Raw genomic sequence first — 20,201 nt, 5'->3', positions numbered from 1 at the left:
CATCCACAGCCACCAGGAGCTTGAGAAGCGATGAGGAAGAGTCACCCCGTCCGGCGTGCCGTGCTCGCGACCGCCGCCACCGTGTCCGGCATCGTGCTGCTGCTGTCGCTCAAACCGGCGTCCGACCCCGGCTCGGCCGCCGCGGCCGGCGGTGCGGCCCCGCCCGCGGCGGCCCAGTCGCCGCAGGGCGGCGCCCAGCCCATCGGGAACGGCACCGTCACCGGTGACGCCGCGCGGACCCAGTACGGCGCGGTGCAGGTCCGGCTGACGGTGAGCGGCGGGAAGATCACCAAGGCCGAGGCCGTGCAGGCGCCCAAGGGCGGACAGAGCGACCGGGTCACCTCCAACTCCGTGCCCAGACTCAACCGGGCGGCCGTCGCGGCGCAGAGCGCGGAGATCGACGCGGTGTCGGGGGCGACCTATACGAGTTCCGGCTACAAGAAGTCGCTGCAGTCGGCGCTGGACAAGGCGCGGGCGGCCGGGTCCCCGGGTTCCTCGGGGTCCTCCGGCTCGGGCGGTGCCGGGAGCGCGCAGGCGCGGACCGTCACCGGGGACGTGGCGCAGACGCAGTACGGGCCGGTACAGGTACGGATCACCGTCAGCGGCGGGGAGATCACCAAGGCCGAGGCGGTGCAGACGCCCAAGGGCGGACAGAGCGACCAGGTCACCTCCGACGCCGTGCCGAAGCTCAACCAGGCGGCGGTGGCGGCCGGCGACGCGGGGATCGACGCGGTGTCGGGGGCCACGTACACGAGCGCGGGGTACACACAGTCACTCCAGTCGGCACTGGACAAGGCCGGTGGCTGACACGGTGGCCGAACCGGCCGAGGCTCCCGCCGCGGCGCGTCGTGCGGAGGAGACGATGGGGACCGTCTTCTCCCTCGACGTCCGCGGCGGGGAACCCGCCGCGGTGCGCGCGGCACTGGAGGAGGCGGTCGCGGGGCTGCACCGGGTCGACGAGGTGTTCAGCACGTACCGCGACGACAGCCAGATCTGCCGGCTGGCGCGGGATGAGCTGAGCGTCGAGGAGTGTGATGCCGAGGTCGCCGAGGTGCTGGAGCTGGCCGCGGAGGCGGAGCGGGTGAGCGACGGCTGGTTCAGTCCGCGCTACCGGGGGTGTCTCGATCCGACGGGCATCGTCAAGGGCTGGGCCACCGAGCGGGCGGCGCGGCGGCTCGCTGCGGCGGGGACGACGGGGGTGAGCGTCAACGGGGGCGGGGACGTGCAGTTGCTGGGGGCGCCGGGGGCGGGGCGGCCGTGGCGGGTGGGCGTCTCGGACCCGTTGCGTCCGGGCGGTCTCGCTGCCGTCGTCTCGGCGGCCGGGGCGGAGGAACTGGCGGTGGCCACGTCCGGTACGGCCGAGCGGGGGAATCACATCGTCGACCCGCGCACGGGCCGTCCGGCGGTGACCGACCTGGTCGCGGTGACTGTCGTCGCCCCTCGTCTGACGTGGGCGGACTGCTGGGCCACGGCGGCGTTCGCGATGGGCTCCCGGCAGGCGCTCGCCTGGCTGGAGTCCCTGCCGGACGTCGAGGCGCTGCTGATCACGGCGGGTGACGAGGTGCGGTGCACGGGCGGGTTGGCGGGGTGGTTGGGGTGAGCGGCGCTGCTGGGTGAGCGGCGCTGCGGCTGAGGCACCGGCGTGTCACTCACCGCGTTCGCGGGGTGCCGCCGCGCCCACCCGTGCCGCCCCGGGGGTACCTCCCAGGCCCTTGAGGCACCGGGGGAGGCACGACTGCCCGCAGCTGAGGCGGCTCCGCAGGTGCGACGTCCCCGGGGCGCGGGGAACTGCGCGACCGGCCACGTACGGCCCGCACTCGGCAGACCACCGCCCCGCCCCCTTCAGTGGCCGTTCTGGGCCAGGCGCAGCAAGTGGTCCGCCAGGGCCTGGCCTCCCGTCGGCTCCCTACTGATCAGCAGCAGCGTGTCGTCGCCGGCGATCGTGCCGAGGAGGTCGTGCAGCTCCGCCTGGTCGATCGCCGAGGCGAGGAACTGCGCGGCGCCCGGCGGGGTGCGCAGGACGACCAGGTTCGCGGAGGCCTCCGCGGAGATCAGCAGCTCCTGGGAGAGCCGCCGCATCCGCTCCTCCTTCGCGGACTCCCCCAGCGGTGCCCGGGGGGTGCGAAACCCCCCCTCGCTCGGCACCGCGTAGATCAGGTCGCCGTCGTTGTTGCGGATCTTCACCGCGTTCAGCTCGTCCAGATCCCGGGAGAGCGTCGCCTGGGTGACGCTCAGCCCGTCGTCGGCGAGCAGCTTCGCCAGCTGGCTCTGCGACCGCACCGGCTGCCGGTTGAGGATGTCCACGATCCGGCGGTGGCGTGCGGTGCGCGTCTGCGGCACGGCAGGCCCGGCGTGCTGGCCCTGGTCCTGCTCCTGGCTCATCGTCGTCTCATTCTCCGGATCGTCCTTCCCCGCCCGCCGTGCCGGCCTGGTCCAGGATGCCGGGCAGCGCCCCGAGGAAGGCGTCCACCACGTCGTCCCCGAGGTTCAGCGGCGGCATGAGCCGTATGACATCGGGGGCGGGCGCGTTCACGAGGAATCCGGCGTCCTGAGCCGCCTGTTGCACCTGGGGCGCGAGCGGCTCGGTGAGCACGATACCCAGGAGGAGGCCCGCACCCCGGACATGGTCGATCAAGGCGTGGCCGAACCCCTCGATTCCGTCGCGGAGTTTCTCGCCCTGCCGCTTGACGTTCTCCAGCAGCCCCTCGTTGTCGATGGTGTCGAGAACGGCGAGTCCGGCGGCGCAGGCGACCGGGTTGCCGCCGAAGGTCGTGCCGTGGTGGCCGGGCCCCAGCAGATCGGCGGCGCGGCCGAAGGCGACGGTGGCGCCCAGCGGCAGGCCGCCGCCGATCTGCTTGGCCAGGGTGACCACGTCCGGCAGGACGCCCTCGTGGGCCTGGTACTCGAACCAGTGTCCGGTGCGGCCGATGCCGGTCTGCACCTCGTCCAGCACGAGCAGCGCGCCCTTGGCGGCGGTGATGGCGCGGGCCGCCTTCAGATAGCCGGCGGGCGGGACGACCACGCCGAGTTCGCCCTGGATGGGTTCGATGACGACCAGGGCCGTCTCCTCGGTGACCGCTGCGTCCAGCGCCTGCGCGTCGCCGAAGGGCACATGGGTGACGTCGGCGGGCAGCGGCTGGAACGGCTCCCGCTTGCCGGGCTGGCCGGTGAGCGCGAGGGCGCCCATCGTACGGCCGTGGAAGGCGCCCTCGGTGGCGACGACATGGGTCCGTCCGGTCAGCCGGCCGATCTTGAAGGCGGCCTCGTTGGCCTCGGCGCCGGAGTTGCAGAAGAAGACCCTGCCGTCCCGGCCGAAGAGCTGGAGCAGCCGCTCGGCGAGGGCGACCGTCGGCTCGGCCATGAAGAAGTTGGAGATGTGGCCGAGGGAGCCGATCTGCCGGCTCACGGCCTCGACGATCGCCGGGTGGGCGTGGCCGAGGGCGTTGGTGGCGATGCCGCCGACGAAGTCGACGTATTCCGCGCCTTCGGCGTCCCAGACCTTCGGGCCCTCGCCGCGTACGAGGGGCAGGCGCGGCGTGCCGTAGTTGTTCATCAGCGCGCCCTGCCACCGCGCGGTCAGCTCTTCGTTGCTCACGAATCCCCCTGTTCGTCGGGCACGACCATCGTGCCGATGCCCTCGTCCGTGAAGATCTCCAGCAGGATCGAGTGCTGGACCCGGCCGTCGATGACGCGGGCGGTGGTCACGCCGTTGCGCACGGCGTGCAGACAGCCCTCCATCTTCGGCACCATGCCGGAGGACAGCTCCGGCAGCAGTTTCTCGAGCTGGGACGCGGTGAGCCGGCTGATCACCTCGTCGGAGTCCGGCCAGTCCTCGTAGAGCCCTTCGACGTCCGTGAGGACCATGAGGGTCTCGGCGCCCAGTGCAGCAGCGAGTGCCGCAGCCGCCGTATCAGCATTGACGTTGTAGACATGGTGGTCGTCCTGGCTGCGGGCGATCGACGAGACGACCGGGATACGGCCGTCGGCGAGCAGCGCCTCGATCGCGCCGGTGTCGATCTCGGTGATCTCGCCCACCCGCCCGATGTCGACCGACTCGCCGTCGATCGTGGGCCGGTGCTTGGTGGCGGTGAGGGTGTGCGCGTCCTCGCCGGTGAGGCCGACGGCGAACGGACCGTGCCGGTTGAGCAGCCCGACCAGCTCCCGCTGCACCTGTCCGGCGAGCACCATGCGTACGACGTCCATGGCGTCCTCGGTGGTGACGCGCAGACCGGCCTTGAACTCGCTGACGATGCCGTGGGTTTCGAGCGCCCGGCTGATCTGCGGGCCGCCGCCGTGCACGACGACGGGCTTGAGCCCGGCGTGCCGCAGGAAGACGACGTCCTGGGCGAAGGCGGCCTTGAGGTCCTCGTCCACCATGGCGTTGCCGCCGAACTTGATGACGACGGTCCTGCCGTGGTGCCGGGTCAGCCAGGGCAGCGCCTCGATGAGGATCTGGGCCTTGGGGAGCGCGGTGTGCTTACGCGTGGTGCTCATGATGAGTAGGCGCTGTTCTCGTGGACGTAGTCGGCGGTGAGGTCGTTGGTCCAGATGGTGGCGGTGGCGTCACCGGCGGCGAGGTCCGCCACGATGTGGACCTCGCGGTAGCGCATGTCGACCAGTTCGCGGTCCTCGCCGACGCCGCCGTTCCTGCACACCCAGACGCCGTTGATGGCCACGTTGAGCTCGTCGGGCTCGAAGGCGGCCTTCGTGGTGCCGATGGCGGACAGGACGCGGCCCCAGTTGGGGTCCTCGCCGTGGATGGCGCACTTGAGGAGGTTGTTGCGGGCGATGGAGCGGCCCACCTCGACGGCGTCGTCCTCGGTCGCGGCGTTGACGACCTCGACCTTGATGTCCTTGCCCGCGCCCTCGGCGTCGCGGATGAGCTGCTGGCCGAGGTCGTCGCAGACGGCCCGTACGGCCTCGGCGAACTCCTCGTACCGCGGGGTGACGGCGGAGGCGCCCGAGGCGAGCAGCAGCACGGTGTCGTTGGTGGACATGCAGCCGTCGGAGTCGACCCGGTCGAAGGTGACCCGGGTCGCGTCGCGCAGGGCCTTGTCGAGCACCCCTGGGTCGAGGTCGGCGTCGGTGGTGAGGACGACGAGCATGGTGGCGAGGCCGGGGGCGAGCATGCCGGCGCCCTTGGCCATGCCGCCGACGGTCCAGCCGTCCTTCGTCACGACGGACGTCTTGTGGACGGTGTCGGTGGTCTTGATGGCGATGGCGGCCTTCTCACCGCCGTGCTCGGACAGCTGACCGGCGGCGGTCTCGACGCCGGGGAGCAGCTTGTCCATGGGGAGCAGGACACCGATGAGTCCGGTGGAGCACACGGCGATCTCACCCGCTCCCGTCCCGAGCACCTCGGCGGCCTTCTCGGCGGTGGCGTGGGTGTCCTGGAAGCCCTTCGGTCCCGTACAGGCGTTGGCGCCGCCGGAGTTGAGGACGACGGCGGACAGCTGCCCGCTCTTCAGCACCTGCTCGGACCAGAGCACGGGCGCTGCCTTGACGCGGTTGGAGGTGAAGACGCCGGCGGCGGCGCGGCGGGGGCCGTTGTTGACCACGAGGGCCAGGTCGGGGTTGCCGTTCTCCTTGATCCCGGCGGCGATGCCCGCCGCCGTGAATCCCTGTGCTGCCGTCACACTCACGGCGCGACTCCGATCGTCGTCAGCCCGGTGGCCTCGTCGAGACCCAGGGCGAGGTTCATGCTCTGGACGGCACCGCCCGCGGTGCCCTTGGTCAGGTTGTCGATGGCGCTGATCGCGATGATCCGCCCGGCGGCCTCGTCGTACGCGACCTGGACCTGAACGGCGTTGGAACCGTAGACGGACGCGGTCGCCGGCCACTGCCCCTCGGGGAGCAGACGGACGAAGGGTTCGTCGGCGAAGGCCTTCTCGTAGGCGGCGCGCACGGACTCGGCGGTGACGCCGGGCTTCGCCTTCGCGGTGCAGGTGGCGAGGATGCCGCGGGGCATCGGCGCGAGGGTCGGCGTGAAGGAGACCGAGATCCGCTCGCCCGCCGCCGCGCTGAGGTTCTGGATCATCTCGGGGGTGTGCCGGTGCCCGCCGCCCACGCCGTACGGCGACATGGACCCCATGACCTCGCTGCCCAGCAGGTGCGGCTTGGCCGCCTTGCCCGCGCCGGAGGTGCCGGAGGCGGCGACGATCACCGCCTCGGACTCGGCGAGACCGGCGGCGTACGCCGGGAAGAGGGCGAGGGAGACGGCGGTCGGGTAGCAACCGGGCACCGCGACGCGCTTGGACCCCTCCAGCGCGGCGCGGGCACCCGGCAGTTCGGGCAGGCCGTAGGGCCAGGTACCGGCGTGCGGGGAGCCGTAGAACGCCTCCCAGTCGGCGGCGTCCCCCAGCCGGAAGTCGGCGCCCATGTCGATCACGAGCACCTCCTCGCCGAGCTGTTCGGCGACGGCGGCGGACTGGCCGTGCGGCAGCGCGAGGAACACGACATCGTGCCCGGCGAGCACCTCCGGCGTGGTCGGTTCCAGTACGCGGTCGGCCAGCGGCGGCAGGTGCGGCTGGAGCGCACCCAGCCGCTGCCCGGCGTTGGAGTTGCCGGTCAGCGCACCGATCTCGACCTCTGGGTGCGTGAGCAGCAGACGCAGCAGCTCACCGCCCGCATACCCGCTAGCTCCGGCCACCGCCGCACGTACCACCATGGGAAACCCTCCTCCTGGATGGCATGACTATACGTTTCAATGCACGTTTATGCAATGCGGTCCCGGAACGGCCCCGTGGCCGTCGGCGGCGGGGGTCAGGCCAGGGCCATCAGGGCGACGACGATCGCGAGGGGGGTGAGGAGCAGGGCGGCGAGGTGCCCGAGCAGGGCGCGTGTCATGCCGAGCACGGCGAACAGCACCACTCCGCCCAGCAGCCAGCACCCGAAGATCCGCAGCGCCAGGCCCTGGGCGGCGGTCTCCTCCGCGCGGGTGGCGGGGTCCCCGATCACACCGATCGCCAGCAGCAGGAGCACGCCGCCCACCAGGGCGCTCCCCGCCGCGACGAAGGGTGCGACGGACCTGTCGGCCCGCCGCACCCGTCTCCAGACCCTCACGGCACTCGGTCGTTCGACGCTCATGAGTACGAGAGCCTAGCCCGCCGCCCTCTCGACAGGGGGCCGGGAGGGAAGGGTCACCGCTGCCTGATCCGCAGGAACGTCACCGAGTTCGCCGGGAAGGTGTACGTGAACTCGCTCGCGGCACCCCGGAAGGTGGAGGTCACCGGGGTGACCGGGGCGTCCGTCTCCGTGTTGACCGCGTCCGCGTCGGCGGCCAGGGTGGTCACGCGGGCCTTGGAGGAGACCCTCGCGCCGCCGAGGTCGATCGCCGTGCGGGCCTCGGCCGGCCGGGCGTTGACGACCTTGACGATCAGGTCACCGGTGCGGGCGTCCTCGGTGACCACCTGGCGGAACGGCTCGGCCGGCTTGTCGTCGGTGAAGCCGCCCCACTCCTGACCGTCGAGGTAGAGGGTCACCTGGCGGCCCCGCACCTTGATGTCGATGTCGTAGGCGCGGCCCGTCTCGATCGAGCCGGCCTTGGAGATCAGCGTCGACTTTCCGCCGTCCGAGGCCTGCTCGACGGCGGACCGGGTGTTGTTCCAGCCGCCGAGGTTCCACCAGTAGTGGTTGCCGGTGTCCTTGACGCCGAAGGCGACGAGGAAGCCCTCCTTCCCGGCCTTCTTGGTGGCCTTCACATGGAGGTCGTAGTCGTGCCAGGCCGGGTCACCGGCCGTGACCAGGGTGTTCTCGGCGGCCTCGTCGGTCTGCAGGTACTGGCCGTCCTGGACGCTCCAGCTGCCGCCCCCGCTGTGGCTCCACTTCGAGGCGTCACCGGAGAAGTCGTCGCTCAGCAGGGACGTGCCGTCGGCGGAGGTCACCTTCACGTCGTCGTACGCCGCGCTCGTCGCCCAGGTCGACAGGCCGACGGCGCCGGTGATGGGGCCGCTGACGTCCGGGGTGGTGCTCGCCTCCGACGGGACCACACGGTCGCCGACGTTGGTCATGAACAGCTTCTGGACCTCGTAGTCGGCCGAGCCCCAGGAGGCGTGGTTGTTGAACCAGATCATGTCCGGGGACCACTGGACGTAGTCCTCGTTGGCGAGCAGCGGCGCGTACGAGGCCAGCTCGACGATGTCGGCGTTGCGCTCCAGGCCGGTCATGAACGCGGCTTCGGCGAGGCCGTTCTTCCAGGCGTTGCCCTGGGAGGCGTACTCACCGAGGAAGACCTTGGGGCCGTTCCTGTCGTAGGAGTCGTAGCGGTCGTTGTTCTGCAGGAACCACTGCGGGCTGTTGTAGTAGTGCTCGTCGACCAGGTCGACCTTGCCCTCGCGGTTGAGCTGCCAGGCGGTGTCGAAGGTCGTGCCGGAGTCGTCGGGGCCGGAGTTGGAGACGACGGTGATGCCCGGGTACTTCGCCTCGATGGCGGTCCGGAACTGCTGGAAGCGGGCGAAGAACTCGCGCGGCAGGTTCTCCTCGTTGCCGACGCCGATGTGGGTGAGGCCGAAGGGTTCGGGGTGGCCCATTGCGGCGCGCACCTCGCCCCAGGTGGAGTTCGCGGGGCCGTTGGCGAACTCGATCAGGTCGAGGGTGTCCTGGATGTGCCGCTTCAGCAGCGCCTCGTCGTCGGTGGCCCTGTTCTGGCCGCAGCCGGTGACCAGTGCGGGGACGACGGGCAGCGGCATCGCGCCGACGTCCTCGGCGAAGCGGAAGTACTCGTAGTAGCCGAGGCCGTAACTCTGGTTGTATCCCCAGAAGTTGGCGTTGGTGGCGCGCTCCTCGACCGGGCCGACGGTGTCCTTCCACTGGTAGGAGCGCTTGCGCTGCCAGTGGGAGGCCTCGCTGTAGTCCTCCATGGAGCCGGTGTTGACCAGACAGCCGCCGGGGAAGCGGACGAAGCCGGGATCCAGGGCGGCGATCTTCTCGGCGAGATCCTTGCGCAGGCCGTTGGACTGGTTCTTGTAGGTGTCGCGCGGGAACAGCGACACCATGTCGAGGGCCGCGGCGGAGGAGGAGGTGACGGCGAGGCGGCCGCGGTTGCTGGTGCGCGACGCGGTGAACTTGGCCGTGTACTTGGCCCAGCCGCCCTCGACGGCCACCTTGCGGGCCTTCGCGAGCTCACCGGCGGCGTCCTTCAGTGTGACGGTGAGAGTGCCGGCGCTCTCGGCGCGGGCCCACACGGAGAAGTCGTACCGCTCGCCCTCCTCCACGCGGATGCCGGTGTTGTAACCGGAGTTCGTGACCGACGAACCGGCGCCCAGGGAGAGGTAGTTGCGGTTGCGTTCGTTGAGCCGGCCGGAGTCGTCCACCACCTCGGCCGTACCGCCGACCGCCCAGGAGGTCAGGGGCGTGTAGGAGCCGTTGTCGGCGGTGGAGTACTCGAAGGACCGGTTCTGCACGAGCTCGGCGTACAGACCGCCGTCGGCGGCCCGGTTGATGTCCTCGAAGAAGACGCCGTACATCGTGTCGCCGATCTCCGCGCCCTCGGCGCTCGGGTCGACGGTGATCGTGTAGTCGGTGGCGTCCTCGGCGTGCGCGGGGGCCGGGACGAGGGCGGCGGCCGTCAGGAGCGCGGTGGCGGTGAGACCGAGTCCGAGGCGGGCGCGGTTTCGTGCTGTGCGTGACATGGATACCCAGCGGCTCTCTCTAGGAGTGGGGTGACTCTAGGAGGTGTTCGATATATCGATCAACGGTCAGCACTTCGAACGGCAAGATAGGGAGGAGGCAGGAGCACGTCAATGGGTCGTGCGACAACGGACACCACGCGGGAACGAGGCGGGATGGACGAGTTCTGGCCGGTGCCCGACGCACTGGGCTACCTCAGCGGTCACTGGCGGGCGGAACGGACCGTGCGGGACCTGGCGAGCGGCGAGGAGGGGCGCTTCGAGGGGACGGTCGTTTTCGGCCCGCTGGAGGGCGGCGGCCTGCTGCAGAGCGAGTCCGGCGACTTCACCTGGCGGGGCGTCACCCGGCCCGCCGAGCGGACCCTGCGCTTCCTGCCCGGGCCGGGCGGCACGGTGGACGTACGGTTCGCGGACGGCCGTCCCTTCCACGACCTGGACCTCACCGCCGGCCGGTACGTCGCCGACCACCCGTGCTCGGCGGACCTCTACCGGGGCGAGTTCACCGTCCGGGACGCGGACCACTGGCGGACGGTCTGGCGGGTGCGCGGTCCCGCGAAGGACCTGGAGCTCACCACCGGCTACGCGCGCGTGGGCTGAGCGGGCACCCCTTCGAGGCGCAGGTTCCAGCGGCCCGCCCGGCCGGCGACACCGATCGTCGACAGCGAGCGGACGTCGATGTTCCAGTACGTGGCGGGCGGGGCCTTGAGCACGTACACCAGGGCCGCGCGGATCACCGACGGCTCGGCCACGGCGACGACCCGGCAGCCGTCCTCGACCGGCCGGGTGTCGAGCCAGCCGCCGACGCGGCCGATGAAGTCCAGCAGCGACTCCCCGCCGTGCGGGGTGGACCGCGGGTCGGCGAGCCAGGCGTCCACGGTCCCCGGTTCCCGGGCCATCGCCTCCCCCAGGGTCAGCCCCCGCCAGCGGCCCATGTCGCAGTCGCGCAGGGCGAGCTGCACCAGCGGCGCGTATCCGAGACCCTCCCCGGTGGCACGGCTGCGCGGGGCCGGGGAGCAGTAGCGCAGATCGGCCGCGGCGAGCGGCAGCAGTCCGTGCGCGACCCGTTGCACCTCGCTCCAGCCGGCCTGGTCCAGCGGCCGGTCGTCCTCGAAGCGTTCGGCGAGCACCGGGGAGCTCCCCGCGGCGGCGACGAACGTGACCCGAAGTGCCATGCGGCGATCGTGAGTCGCCGAGGTGCGCGGGTCAAGGGGTGTCACCGAGCCGTCACTCAAGGTGCATCCGGCCTTACCCACCGGTAAGGACGCGCCGGACAAGTGCCCCGAAACGCGCCGTCATCCCTGGGCGAGCGCCATCCAGTGGTCGGGCCGCTCCAGCGGCCGGAACCCGAGCTTCGCGTAGACCTCGTGCGCGTCGTGCGTGGCCAGCATGATCCGCTTCAGCCCGCAGGGCCGCAGCTCCTCCCGCACGGCCGCCACCAGGGCCGTACCGATGCCCTTGCCGCGCACCGACGGGTCCACGTACACGTCGCACAGCCAGGCGAAGGTCGCCCGGTCGGTGATGACCCGGGCGTACGCCACCTGCTCCCCCGAGAGGGTGTCGTGGACGCCGAAGTTGAGCGAGCCCTCGATCGCCCGGTCCTGCTTCTCGCGGGATCGGCCCAGTGCCCAGTACGCGTCGGTGGACAGCCACCGGTGGACACGTCCGGCGTCGATCCGGGCGGGGTCGGTGGAGATCTCGTAGCCCTCGGGCAGGCGCGGGGAGTCGGTCATGGCCGGATGCTCGCAGGTCGGGCCGTACGGCGTCGAACCCTTATCCCAGCACCTCGTCGCAGGCGGTGCGCAGCCGCCGTACGCCCTCGGCGATCTCCCCGGTGCCGGCCACCGCCGCGAAGCTCAGGCGGAGGTGGCCGGCCGGGGGTTCGGCGCTGAAGTAGGGGCGGCCGGGGGTGACGGCGACGCCCGCGCGCAGGGCGGCGGCGGTCAGGGCGGACTCCGCCGCGCCGGCGGGCAGCCTCGGCCACAGGTGGTAGCCGCCGGACGGAATGTGCGGCAGGGCGAGTTCGGGCAGGTGGAGGCGGAGCGCGCCGGTCATCGCGTCCCGGCGGGCCCGCAGCGCGGCAGAGACCGCGCGCAGATGGCGCGGCCAGGAGGGCGAGCCGACGAGTTCCAGCGTGGCCTCCTGGAGGGGCCGGGGCACAAAGAAGGTGTCGACGATCTGGATGGCCCGCAGCCGTTCGAGAACCGGGCCGTGCGCGGCGAGCGCGCTCACCCGGAAGCTGGGCGAGGTCGCCTTGGTCAGCGAGCAGACGTGCACCACCACCCCGTCGGGGTCGTCGGCGGCGAGCGGGCGCGGCAGCGGGCCCGCGTCCTCGTGCACCAGCCGCCGTACGAAGTCGTCCTCGATCACGAAGGCGCCCGCCTCGCGGGCGATGCGCAGCACCTCGCCGCGCCGCTCGGGGGCGAGCACGGCGCCGGTGGGGTTCTGGAACAACGGCTGGCAGACGAAGACCCGGGCGCCACTCGCCCGGAACGCGTCCGCGAGCAGCGCGGGCCGCACGCCGTCCGCGTCCACCGGGACGGGCACCGGGCGCAGTCCGGCCGCGCGGGCGATGGCCAGCATGCCCGGGTAGGTGGGCGACTCGACGAGGACGGGGGCGCCCGGCGGGGCGAGCGCGCGCAGGGCGGTGGTCAGCGCGGACTGCCCGCCCGAGGTGACCAGCACGCCCGCCGCCGTCACCGGCCCGCCGATGCTGCGCGCGAACCACTCGCGCAGCTCGGGCAGTCCTTCCATGGGCGGCCGTCCCCAGGCGCCCGGCCGGCGCCCGGCCCGGGACAGCGCCGCCGCCATGGCTCGCTCCGGTTGCAGGGAGGGGTGCAGATAGCCGCCGTTGAACTCGATCACTCCGGGCGGCGGCGCGGCCAGCGAGACCAGTACCCCGGAGGCGTCCACCGAGCGCGGTACGAGGTCGGCGGCGCCGTCGGCGCTGAGGGCGACCTCCTGCCAGGAGGTGTCCCCGGCGGGCACGGCCGTCGCCCGGGGCCGTGCGCGGAAGGCGCCGGCGCCGGGCCGGGTGATCACCAGGCCCTCGGCGGCGAGCTGCGCCAGCGCCCGGGAGACGGTCACCGGACTCACCCGGAACCGCTCCACCAGGGCCCGACTGGAGGGGAGCTTTCCACCGGGAGAGTAGCGGTCCAGCTCCCTCCGCAACTGATCCGCCAGTTCACCGACACTGCTACGCTCATGCATGAGAGCACAGAGTAGCGCTACTGCCGCACTGCCGATAGCAGTCACCGCCCCCCGCGACCGCCGCGGCTTCGGCACCCTCCAGGCCGCCCTCGGCGTGATCGCCTTCTCCCTCACCTTCCCGGCCACCGCCTGGGGGCTCGAAGGCTTCGGGCCCTGGTCACTGGTGGCCGTGCGCAGTGTGCTCGCGGCGCTGATCGCCGGCGGCTGTCTGCTCGCCCTGCGTGTTCCGCCACCGGACCGGAAGCACTGGCCAGGACTCGCGGTGGTCGGCGCGGGAGTGGTGCTCGGCTTCCCGATGCTGACCACCCTGGCGCTGGGGACCTCGACCACCGCGCACGCGGCCGTCGTGGTGGGCCTGCTCCCGCTGACCACGGCGCTGCTGTCCGCGCTGCGCGTCGGCTCCCGCCCCTCGCGCCCCTTCTGGACGGCGGCCCTCGCCGGGGCCGCCGCGGTACTGGCGTTCACCGTGCAGCAGAGCGGCGGCGCGCTGACCACGGCCGACCTGTATCTCTTCGCGGCGCTCCTGGTGTGTGCGGCCGGCTACACCGAGGGCGGCAGGCTGGCCCGGGTGATGCCGGGCTGGCAGGTGATCGGCTGGGCGCTGATGCTGTGCCTGCCGATCACCCTGCCCGTCGCCGCGGTCGCGCTGAGCGTCGAGCCGGTGCTGCTGACCGCGCACAGCGCGGCCGGCCTGCTGTGGGTGGCGGCGGGATCGCAGTTCCTCGGGCTGATCGTCTGGTACCGGGGCATGGCGACCATCGGCATCCCCAAGGCCAGCCAGTTGCAGCTGGCTCAGCCACTGCTCACACTGGTGTGGTCGGTGCTGCTGCTGAACGAGCAGCTGACGGTGGCCGCCCCGCTGACGGCTGCGGCTGTGCTCGTGTGCATCGCCGTCACCCAGCGGGCACGCGGTTGAGAGGAGGCCCCGATGCGCGCAACCGAGGGCGACCAGCTTGTCCAGCACGGCAGGGTGGTCGGCCAGCACGACAAGGTCGGAGAGATCGTCGAAGTACTCGGCCCGAAGGGCGATCCGCCCTACCGGGTCCGCTTCGAGGACGGACACGAGGGCGTGTGCTCGCCCGGCCCCGACACCGAGATCCGGCACAGGGCGACGCGACAGCGGTAGACCGGCGCGGAGGTGCGGCCGGCCGCCGGTGGTGCCGGGCCGGGCGCCTTCGAGCCGGTCGAGTTCGGTCCGCACCTCTTCCGCCCCAGGGGCACCCATCTGCTCGAAGGTGTCCAGCGCCTGCCGAAGACGGGCCGGGACCGACTTCCGGTCCCGCGCCGCCGCCGTCCGTCATCGCGGCACCTTCGCCGGCCGCTGATAGTGATCGGCGACGACGCGGGCCATCGCACCGATCCGGTCCGTCGCCACCTCCTTGGCGGCGAAGAAGATGTGCCCCTTCGCCTCCGGCCACTCGGCGGCCAGCGCGAGGTGGCGGGACAGCTCGGCCGGGTCCCGCCAGGCCGCGGGCTGGGCCGGGTCGCCCGCCTTGTAAAGCGCCTCCCCCACGTACAGCCGGGTCCCGGAGCCCCGGACGACCTCGGCCCACCAGGGCAGCAGCTCGGCGTAGTCGGCGGCGGCGAAGCCGATGTTCCAGTACAGCTGCGGGCAGATGTAGTCGATCCAGTTCTCCCGGGCCCACCGGCGGGTGTCGGCGTGCAGGTCGTCGTAGGTCTGCACGCCCGCGCGGGTGTCCGAGCCGCGTTCGTCCACGTCGGCGTTGCGCCACACGCCGAAGGGGCTGATGCCGAAGCGGGTGCCGGGCCGGATCTCCCTGATCCCGGCGGCCGTCTCGCGCACCAGCCGGTCGACGTTGTCCCGCCGCCAGGCCGCCCGGTCCGGGAAGTCGCCGCCGTAGGTGTCGTGGGCGAGGTCGTCGTCGAAGGTCTGCCCGGCCACCGGATACGGGTAGAAGTAGTCGTCGAAGTGGACCGCGTCGACGGGGTAGCGGCGCACCGCGTCCAGCATCGCCTCCCGTACGAAGGCACGGACCTCGGGCAGTCCCGGGTTGTAGTGGAGCTTCCCGCCGTACGGGACGATCCAGCCGGGGTTGCGGCGGGCGGGGTGGGAGGCGGTGAGCCGGGCGGGGTCGGCGTGCGTGGCCACGCGGTACGGGTTGAACCAGGCGTGCAGCTCCAGACCGCGGGCGTGGGCCTCCTCGACGGCCGTGCCGAGCGGGTCCCAGCCGGGATGCGCGCCCTGGGTGCCGGTGAGGTACTGCGACCACGGCTCGTACGGCGAGGACCACAGCGCGTCGGCCGTGGGCCGCACCTGGAGGACCACGGTGTTGAGGCGGTTGTGGACGGCCGCGTCGAGGTGGGCGGTCAGCTCGGCACGCTGTCGCGCGGCGCTCAGCCCCGGCCGGGAGGGCCAGTCCCGGTTGGTGACGGTGGCCACCCACATGCCCCGCATCTCGCCGGTCTCCGCGGCCGGCACCGCGCGCGGCCGCGGCACGGCGGACGCCCGCGGCGCCGTCGCCAGCGCGGCCAGCGCCGCCGTCGCGAACACCCTGCGTGACACCCGTCCCATCGCGCCCCCCCTGGAACACCGACGAACCCCTGGTCGGCCACGGTCCTGCGCCCAGGATGCCCCACCCCCGCGATCGATCATCGATACTTCGGAGTAACGTGCACGAACGGAGCAGGACCCGGGACCCGGCGACCTGCCACAGCCGTAAGCAGGAGCGAAAGGACCGATGTGACCGACATCGAACGCGTCGGAGTGGTGGGCTGCGGTCAGATGGGCGCGGGGATCGCCGAGGTGTGCGCCCGGGCCGGACTGGACGTCAAGGTCGCCGAGACCACCGGCGAGGCCCTGGAGATCGGCCGTACCCGGCTGTTCAACTCCCTGTCGAAGGCGGCCGAGCGCGGCAAGATCTCCGAGGAGGAGCTGGCGTCCACGCAGGCCCGGCTGAGCTTCACCACGGACCTCGGCGAGTTCGCCGACCGTGATCTGGTGATCGAGGCCGTGGTCGAGAACGAGCAGGTCAAGACCGAGATCTTCCAGGTCCTCGACCAGGTGGTGACCCGGCCGGACGCGATCCTGGCCTCCAACACCTCCTCCATTCCACTGGTGAAGCTGGCGGTCGCCACCTCGCGGCCCGACCACGTCATCGGCATCCACTTCTTCAACCCGGCCCCGGTGCAGAAGCTGGTCGAGCTGATCCCGGCGCTCACCACCTCCGAGGGCACGCTGAGCCGTGCCCAGGCCTTCACCGAGAAGCTGCTGGGCAAGCACGCGATCCGCGCCCAGGACCGTTCCGGTTTCGTGGTGAACGCGCTGCTGATCCCGTACCTGCTCTCCGCGATCCGGATGTTCGAGTCGGGCATCGCCAGCCGCGAGGACATCGACAACGGCATGGAGATGGGCTGCGCCCACCCGATGGGCCCGCTGAAGCTGTCCGACCTGATCGGCCTGGACACGGTGGCCTCGGTGGCGTACTCGATGTACGAGGAGTACAAGGAGCCGCTGTACGCCGCTCCCCCGCTGCTGCAGCGCATGGTCGACGCGGGCCGGCTGGGCCGCAAGTCCGGTTCCGGCTTCTACACCTACGGCTGAGCACGAACGGTGACGTCTTGCGGGCCCAGCACCTGAAGGTGGTGCCGGGCCCGTGGCGTCAGATCCTGAGGTGGTGCAGCAGGAGTAACGCCGCCGCCATGTTGGCGGCCGGGACCTCTCCGGCGGCGACCAGGTCGGGGACCACTTTCAGGGGCACCCACTCCCGGCGGTCCGACTCGAAGTCGTCCACTGGGTGTCCGACGTACTCGCCCTCGTCGGACCAGTAGACGTGGTGCCGGGCGTCGGTGAGGCCGTTGGACGGCTCCACGCTCATGAGGTGGTGCAGCGGTCCCGGCCGCCAGCCGGTCTCCTCCTCCAGTTCCCGCGCGGCGGCCCCGACGACGTCCTCGCCGTCCTCGACCACGCCGGCCGCGAGTTCCCACCCCCAGCTGTCGGTGATGAAGCGGTGGCGCCACAGCAGGAGGACCTCGTTGGCCTCGTTCACCACCGTGGCCACGGCGACGGGACGCAGCCGTATGAGGAAGTGGTCGAGATGCCGGCCGTCCGGCAGCTCGACATCCGCGAGATTGACGCTGAACCAGGGATTTGAGTACACGGCCTGTTCGTTCCGCTTCGTCCACTGCACGGTTCTGCCACCTTCCGACGGGTAAGGGGCAATATCGCAGCAGCAGCGGTCAGACAGGCAGGCGCACGGGAGGCCGCCCGCGGTGCAGCGGCGGGCGCGGTGGAGGCACGCGGCCGGGCACGGGGGTCCTCGAACCGCGCCTGTGCTACAGCGGTACGCGCAGTGCCCCGTCGATGAGCTCGGCCGCCTCGGCCGTGCCCGCGCAGCCGCTGCGGACGAGGTGCTCGCGCACCTCGCGCAGTCTGTCCCGCAGCCGCTGCGACTCCATTCCGCGGGCCTGCTCGGCCATCTGCACCGCGATGGCCACCGCCTTGTCGGCGTTGCCCTGGCGCAGCTCGATGGTGCTCAGCATGGCCAGCCGGTGCACCCGGCCCCGGTCGTGCGCGGGGTTGTCCACGGCCGCCGCCGCGTGTTCCCCCGCCGCCGCCAGCTCGCCGAGGCTGAGCAGCGCCTCCGCCACCTGGACGTTGACCAGGCCGGGCTGGACATAGCCGGTCTCGTCGGGTTCGGTTCCGCGCCGGATCCGCTCGGCGGTCTGCTCGGCCCTCCGGATGCAGGACAGCGCGGCGGTGCCGTCGCCGAGGTGCGCGTACGCCTTGGCCTGCATCGCGTACAGGTCGGAGGCGAGGGCCGGGGTGATGCGGGTGCCGGCGGCGCGCAGCGCGGCCTCCGCGAAGGCGACGGCCTGCCGGTGCTCCCGCATGAACAGCGACTGGTTGACGAGCAGCGCGATCACATAGGCGCCGAGTCCCCGGTCCCCGCTGGCCTTCGCCAGCCGCAGCGCCTGGTGGAAGTAGCGCTGGGCGAGGCCGTGCGCGTCGGAGTCGTACGCGCAGATGCCGGCGACCGCCACCAGGCCGCCGGTGGCCCGGTGCAGTTGGCGGCCGGTGGCGTCGGTGTAGCCGCCACGCAGCAGCGGGGCGGCCTCGGCGTTCAGGAAGCCGACGATCCGGGCGCGGGTCGCGACCCCGCCCGCCTTGCGGTACATCTGCTCGTAGTGGGTGCGGGCGGCGCGCAGCATGTCGAGGTCGCCGGGGGTGACCCGGTGCCGGCCGCCGCGGGAGACGTCCACGTCCTCGGGCGGGTTCTCCCACTCCCACACGGGCATGACGGCGGGCGTGCCGGTGACGGCGGGGGCGCCGATTATGTGCGGGCGCCGCTGCTGGTCGGAGCGCCACAGCGCGGTGGCGCGCTCGACGAACCCGGAGAGCGATCCGGTGTGCGGGGCGGACGGCCCACCGGACACGCCGAGGCCGATGTCGTCGAGGGTGACCTGGCGGTGCAGCCGGGCGGCGAGCACCTCGCAGATCAGGTCGGGCACCTGTCCCCGGGGCCGCTGTCCCTTCAGCCACCGCGCCACGGCGGTGTGTTCGTAGCGGAGCGGCAGACCGCGCGCCCGTCCGGCCTGGTTGACGTGCGCGGCCAGGCCCGCGTGCGAGATCCCGGCCTCGTCCAGGATCGCGTCGAGCAGAGTGTTGGGCTGCATTCCAGGGCCCCCGGTGGCTCGGTGCCGGACAGAGTAGTGGCCGGCCGTTCACACGGGGTGTGAACGGAGTGCCCGTATCCGCAGTGTGCGCGCACTGTCGCCGAACGTGTCCGGCCGGTTGACTGAACTGCCTCGAAAGAGGCCGGCCGGGCCGTCGGCTCCCCCTCGTACAGTGCGGCGGCCCGTTTCCACGCCGTCCGCCCTGCCGCCTGCCCGACACTCCGTGGCGGGACGGACGGCGTGGCACCGCCGGTCACGCCGGGGACCGGAGGTGGCCGGCCGGCCGCGCGGTGGCGCGCGTCCCTGTGGGAGTGCTCCCCACAGGCCGCTCGTTCCTGAGGATCAGCAGGGCCACGTCGTCCTTCGGCGGGCCGACGGTGTGCCGCAGCAGTGCCGTGAGGACCGTGCGCAGCACGGACCGGGCGGTGAGCGGGTGCTCGCGCGCGGCCTCGGTGAGGACGTCCCGCAGGGGGAAGAACCGGCCTCCGGCGTCGCGTGCCTCCTCTGCTCCGTCCGTGTGCAGGACGAGTGCGTCGCCGGGCAGCAGGGGGCCGCAGGGAACGGCGGGGAGTTCGGGCGGCAGCGGGAACGGGCCGAGCGGTGGAAGCGGATCGGTGCGGGCGAGCGGTTCGGCCCGTGTGCCGGTCAGCAGATACGGCCAGGGGTGGCCGCAGTTCAGGGCCCGTACGCCCCCGTCCGGGAGGATCTCCAGCAGCAGGACGGTGACGAACTCCTCGCCGGGCGGGCCGTCCTGGGCGGCACCCGCCGGATCGTGCCCGCCGTGGGCCCGCTCCCGCAGGTGCCGGGCCATCGCCCGCTCCAGCCGGCGCAGCACACCGGCGAGTTCGGCCTCGTCGTGGGCGGCCTCGCGGAAGCTGCCGAGAACGGCGGCGACGGTCCGTACGGCACCGAGTCCGTGCCCGCGGACGTCACCGATGACGGCCCGTACGCCGTGCTCGGTGGCGACCACCTCGTACAGGTCGCCGATCCGGGCTCCCGGGTCGGCGGAGAGGTGGACCGCAGCGGTGGCCAGGCCGTCGACCCGCGGGGGCGGCGGTCGCAGCAGCACGCTCTGCGCGGCCTCCGCGACCCGGCGGGCCCGCCGCAGTTCGCGCAGCAGCCGGTGCCGGACGTGCATCACCAGGCCGGTGACGATCGCACACATCACGGCGCTGCTGACGAGGCGCGCGCCGAGGGCGTCGTCGTGGGCGAGCGGGCAGGTCAGCCGGTAGGCGACCGCGGTGGCACCCAAGGCCGTGGGCACCGCGAGGGTGGGCACCCGTGAGGACAGGAACCGGGGTGGCACCCTGCGGGGAGCCCCAGGCTTGAAGCGGATCATGCCGATGGCCCCCCATATAGGCCCGGACAGCGCAGACCGGCCCCGAGAGGCCGGTCCGATTCTGTCGACCGTATGGCCTGATCCGGACGTATCACCTCGGATAGTCACCCGAACGAGTGAGGTGACCGGCGGGATGAGGGAAACGGGGGGCGGGGGGGGGGGGGGTGAACCCCCCCCCCCCCCCCCCCCCCCCCCGGGGGGGGGCGGGGGGGCGGGCGGGGGGGGGGGGGGGGGTTTTTGCCCCCCCCCCGGGGGGGGGGGGGCGCGGGGGTGTGGGGGGGGGGGGGGGGGGGGGGCTGTCCCCCCCCCCCCCCCCCCCCCCCCGGAACCCGGTGGTTGTCGGCCCTGCGGCGGACGGGGGCGGGCATGGGGTTTTCGCCCCCGCCGCCCCTTCC

At 72.6% G+C, this 20,201-nt stretch carries 20 protein-coding genes; 6 read left to right on the top strand and 14 right to left on the bottom strand.

Annotation, left to right across the window (positions count from 1 at the left end):
• The first annotated feature begins 30 nt into the window (after window positions 1–30).
• Window positions 31–807 carry an FMN-binding protein gene (locus ACH4VX_RS21900; protein ID WP_398369295.1) on the top strand — a complete coding sequence of 259 codons (777 nt, stop codon included), beginning with the start codon at window positions 31–33 and terminating at the stop codon, window positions 805–807.
• 55 nt (window positions 808–862) lie between these two features.
• On the top strand, window positions 863–1,600 hold the full coding sequence (locus ACH4VX_RS21895) for an FAD:protein FMN transferase (protein WP_398369581.1): 738 nt from the start codon (window positions 863–865) through the stop codon (window positions 1,598–1,600).
• A gap of 242 nt (window positions 1,601–1,842) precedes the next feature.
• Here the strand turns inward: ACH4VX_RS21895 and ACH4VX_RS21890 are convergent, their stop codons facing one another.
• The 7 genes from ACH4VX_RS21890 to ACH4VX_RS21860 all read right to left on the bottom strand — a co-directional run bounded on the left by ACH4VX_RS21890 (window position 1,843) and on the right by ACH4VX_RS21860 (window position 9,629).
• A complete protein-coding gene (locus ACH4VX_RS21890; protein WP_398369294.1) occupies window positions 1,843–2,382 on the bottom strand; it encodes an arginine repressor in 540 nt (179 codons plus the stop codon).
• 7 nt (window positions 2,383–2,389) lie between these two features.
• Entirely contained in the window at window positions 2,390–3,595 is a 1,206-nt protein-coding gene (locus ACH4VX_RS21885) for an acetylornithine transaminase (RefSeq protein ID WP_398369293.1), read from the bottom strand.
• On the bottom strand, window positions 3,592–4,494 hold the full coding sequence (gene argB / locus ACH4VX_RS21880; protein WP_398369292.1) for an acetylglutamate kinase: 903 nt from the start codon (window positions 4,492–4,494) through the stop codon (window positions 3,592–3,594). The genes ACH4VX_RS21885 and argB overlap by 4 nt, the downstream gene beginning before the upstream one ends.
• Window positions 4,491–5,642 carry a bifunctional glutamate N-acetyltransferase/amino-acid acetyltransferase ArgJ gene (gene argJ / locus ACH4VX_RS21875; protein ID WP_398369290.1) on the bottom strand — a complete coding sequence of 384 codons (1,152 nt, stop codon included), beginning with the start codon at window positions 5,640–5,642 and terminating at the stop codon, window positions 4,491–4,493. Before argJ ends, argB begins: the two co-directional genes overlap by 4 nt.
• Window positions 5,639–6,667 (bottom strand): N-acetyl-gamma-glutamyl-phosphate reductase, encoded by a 1,029-nt coding sequence (gene argC, locus ACH4VX_RS21870; protein ID WP_398369288.1) that lies wholly within the window; start codon window positions 6,665–6,667, stop codon window positions 5,639–5,641. Before argC ends, argJ begins: the two co-directional genes overlap by 4 nt.
• A gap of 95 nt (window positions 6,668–6,762) precedes the next feature.
• Window positions 6,763–7,086 carry a hypothetical protein gene (locus tag ACH4VX_RS21865; RefSeq protein WP_398369287.1) on the bottom strand — a complete coding sequence of 108 codons (324 nt, stop codon included), beginning with the start codon at window positions 7,084–7,086 and terminating at the stop codon, window positions 6,763–6,765.
• A gap of 53 nt (window positions 7,087–7,139) precedes the next feature.
• The gene (locus ACH4VX_RS21860) at window positions 7,140–9,629 is read right to left on the bottom strand and encodes an alpha-L-arabinofuranosidase C-terminal domain-containing protein (RefSeq protein WP_398369285.1); all 2,490 of its coding nucleotides are present in this window, start codon (window positions 9,627–9,629) and stop codon (window positions 7,140–7,142) included.
• Window positions 9,630–9,782: 153 nt separating this feature from the next.
• On the opposite strand from ACH4VX_RS21860, the gene ACH4VX_RS21855 reads away from it, so the two are divergent.
• Complete coding sequence (locus ACH4VX_RS21855; protein WP_398369579.1) at window positions 9,783–10,223, top strand: DUF6314 family protein; 441 nt, start codon at window positions 9,783–9,785, stop codon at window positions 10,221–10,223.
• Here the strand turns inward: ACH4VX_RS21855 and ACH4VX_RS21850 are convergent.
• The 3 genes from ACH4VX_RS21850 to ACH4VX_RS21840 all read right to left on the bottom strand — a co-directional run bounded on the left by ACH4VX_RS21850 (window position 10,205) and on the right by ACH4VX_RS21840 (window position 12,833).
• Window positions 10,205–10,798 carry a histidine phosphatase family protein gene (locus ACH4VX_RS21850; protein WP_398369283.1) on the bottom strand — a complete coding sequence of 198 codons (594 nt, stop codon included), beginning with the start codon at window positions 10,796–10,798 and terminating at the stop codon, window positions 10,205–10,207. The genes ACH4VX_RS21855 and ACH4VX_RS21850 overlap by 19 nt on opposite strands.
• Window positions 10,799–10,918: 120 nt before the next feature.
• Entirely contained in the window at window positions 10,919–11,356 is a 438-nt protein-coding gene (locus tag ACH4VX_RS21845; RefSeq protein WP_398369281.1) for a GNAT family N-acetyltransferase, read from the bottom strand.
• A gap of 40 nt (window positions 11,357–11,396) precedes the next feature.
• Window positions 11,397–12,833, bottom strand: coding sequence for a PLP-dependent aminotransferase family protein (locus ACH4VX_RS21840; protein WP_398369279.1), 1,437 nt, complete (start codon window positions 12,831–12,833; stop codon window positions 11,397–11,399).
• On the opposite strand from ACH4VX_RS21840, the gene ACH4VX_RS21835 reads away from it, so the two are divergent.
• Both ACH4VX_RS21835 and ACH4VX_RS21830 read left to right on the top strand, forming a co-directional pair.
• On the top strand, window positions 12,832–13,749 hold the full coding sequence (locus tag ACH4VX_RS21835; protein WP_398369278.1) for a DMT family transporter: 918 nt from the start codon (window positions 12,832–12,834) through the stop codon (window positions 13,747–13,749). The two genes, ACH4VX_RS21840 and ACH4VX_RS21835, sit on opposite strands and share 2 nt — an antisense overlap.
• Before the next feature lie 12 nt (window positions 13,750–13,761).
• Complete coding sequence (locus ACH4VX_RS21830; protein ID WP_398369277.1) at window positions 13,762–13,959, top strand: DUF1918 domain-containing protein; 198 nt, start codon at window positions 13,762–13,764, stop codon at window positions 13,957–13,959.
• A 171-nt stretch (window positions 13,960–14,130) separates the two neighbouring features.
• On the opposite strand, the gene ACH4VX_RS21825 is transcribed toward ACH4VX_RS21830, so the two are convergent.
• Window positions 14,131–15,366, bottom strand: a complete 1,236-nt coding sequence (locus tag ACH4VX_RS21825; protein ID WP_398369275.1) for a glycoside hydrolase family 10 protein — start codon at window positions 15,364–15,366, stop codon at window positions 14,131–14,133.
• Window positions 15,367–15,534: 168 nt separating this feature from the next.
• On the opposite strand from ACH4VX_RS21825, the gene ACH4VX_RS21820 reads away from it, so the two are divergent.
• Window positions 15,535–16,395, top strand: a complete 861-nt coding sequence (locus ACH4VX_RS21820; protein ID WP_398369274.1) for a 3-hydroxybutyryl-CoA dehydrogenase — start codon at window positions 15,535–15,537, stop codon at window positions 16,393–16,395.
• A 58-nt stretch (window positions 16,396–16,453) separates the two neighbouring features.
• On the opposite strand, the gene ACH4VX_RS21815 is transcribed toward ACH4VX_RS21820, so the two are convergent.
• From ACH4VX_RS21815 to ACH4VX_RS21805, 3 genes are all read right to left on the bottom strand, one after another.
• Window positions 16,454–16,981: an NUDIX hydrolase gene (locus tag ACH4VX_RS21815; protein ID WP_398369273.1), complete on the bottom strand. Its 528-nt coding sequence runs from the start codon at window positions 16,979–16,981 to the stop codon at window positions 16,454–16,456.
• A gap of 145 nt (window positions 16,982–17,126) precedes the next feature.
• A complete protein-coding gene (locus tag ACH4VX_RS21810; protein ID WP_398369271.1) occupies window positions 17,127–18,467 on the bottom strand; it encodes a transcriptional regulator in 1,341 nt (446 codons plus the stop codon).
• Between the two features lie 253 nt (window positions 18,468–18,720).
• Window positions 18,721–19,806, bottom strand: coding sequence for a PP2C family protein-serine/threonine phosphatase (locus ACH4VX_RS21805; protein ID WP_398369270.1), 1,086 nt, complete (start codon window positions 19,804–19,806; stop codon window positions 18,721–18,723).
• Window positions 19,807–20,201 lie beyond the last annotated feature (395 nt).

The sequence above is a fragment of the Streptomyces sp. NPDC020731 genome (assembly GCF_044334705.1).
In the GTDB taxonomy this organism is placed as follows: domain Bacteria; phylum Actinomycetota; class Actinomycetes; order Streptomycetales; family Streptomycetaceae; genus Streptomyces.
The sequence above is the reverse complement of the archived record's forward strand: the minus strand, read 5'-3'. Positions and strand labels throughout refer to the sequence as shown.

What these genes read in the sequence shown, in the direction of transcription:
- ACH4VX_RS21900 (WP_398369295.1), top strand. Translation starts at nt 31, where the DNA reads ATGAGGAAGAGTCACCCCGTCCGGCGTGCCGTGCTCGCGACCGCCGCC.
- ACH4VX_RS21895 (WP_398369581.1), top strand. Translation starts at nt 863, where the DNA reads ATGGGGACCGTCTTCTCCCTCGACGTCCGCGGCGGGGAACCCGCCGCG.
- ACH4VX_RS21890 (WP_398369294.1), bottom strand. Translation starts at nt 2,382, where the DNA reads ATGAGCCAGGAGCAGGACCAGGGCCAGCACGCCGGGCCTGCCGTGCCG.
- argB (WP_398369292.1), bottom strand. Translation starts at nt 4,494, where the DNA reads ATGAGCACCACGCGTAAGCACACCGCGCTCCCCAAGGCCCAGATCCTC.
- argC (WP_398369288.1), bottom strand. Translation starts at nt 6,667, where the DNA reads ATGGTGGTACGTGCGGCGGTGGCCGGAGCTAGCGGGTATGCGGGCGGT.
- ACH4VX_RS21865 (WP_398369287.1), bottom strand. Translation starts at nt 7,086, where the DNA reads ATGAGCGTCGAACGACCGAGTGCCGTGAGGGTCTGGAGACGGGTGCGG.
- ACH4VX_RS21860 (WP_398369285.1), bottom strand. Translation starts at nt 9,629, where the DNA reads ATGTCACGCACAGCACGAAACCGCGCCCGCCTCGGACTCGGTCTCACC.
- ACH4VX_RS21855 (WP_398369579.1), top strand. Translation starts at nt 9,783, where the DNA reads ATGGACGAGTTCTGGCCGGTGCCCGACGCACTGGGCTACCTCAGCGGT.
- ACH4VX_RS21850 (WP_398369283.1), bottom strand. Translation starts at nt 10,798, where the DNA reads ATGGCACTTCGGGTCACGTTCGTCGCCGCCGCGGGGAGCTCCCCGGTG.
- ACH4VX_RS21845 (WP_398369281.1), bottom strand. Translation starts at nt 11,356, where the DNA reads ATGACCGACTCCCCGCGCCTGCCCGAGGGCTACGAGATCTCCACCGAC.
- ACH4VX_RS21835 (WP_398369278.1), top strand. Translation starts at nt 12,832, where the DNA reads ATGAGAGCACAGAGTAGCGCTACTGCCGCACTGCCGATAGCAGTCACC.
- ACH4VX_RS21840 (WP_398369279.1), bottom strand. Translation starts at nt 12,833, where the DNA reads ATGCATGAGCGTAGCAGTGTCGGTGAACTGGCGGATCAGTTGCGGAGG.
- ACH4VX_RS21830 (WP_398369277.1), top strand. Translation starts at nt 13,762, where the DNA reads ATGCGCGCAACCGAGGGCGACCAGCTTGTCCAGCACGGCAGGGTGGTC.
- ACH4VX_RS21825 (WP_398369275.1), bottom strand. Translation starts at nt 15,366, where the DNA reads ATGGGACGGGTGTCACGCAGGGTGTTCGCGACGGCGGCGCTGGCCGCG.
- ACH4VX_RS21810 (WP_398369271.1), bottom strand. Translation starts at nt 18,467, where the DNA reads ATGCAGCCCAACACTCTGCTCGACGCGATCCTGGACGAGGCCGGGATC.
- ACH4VX_RS21805 (WP_398369270.1), bottom strand. Translation starts at nt 19,806, where the DNA reads ATGATCCGCTTCAAGCCTGGGGCTCCCCGCAGGGTGCCACCCCGGTTC.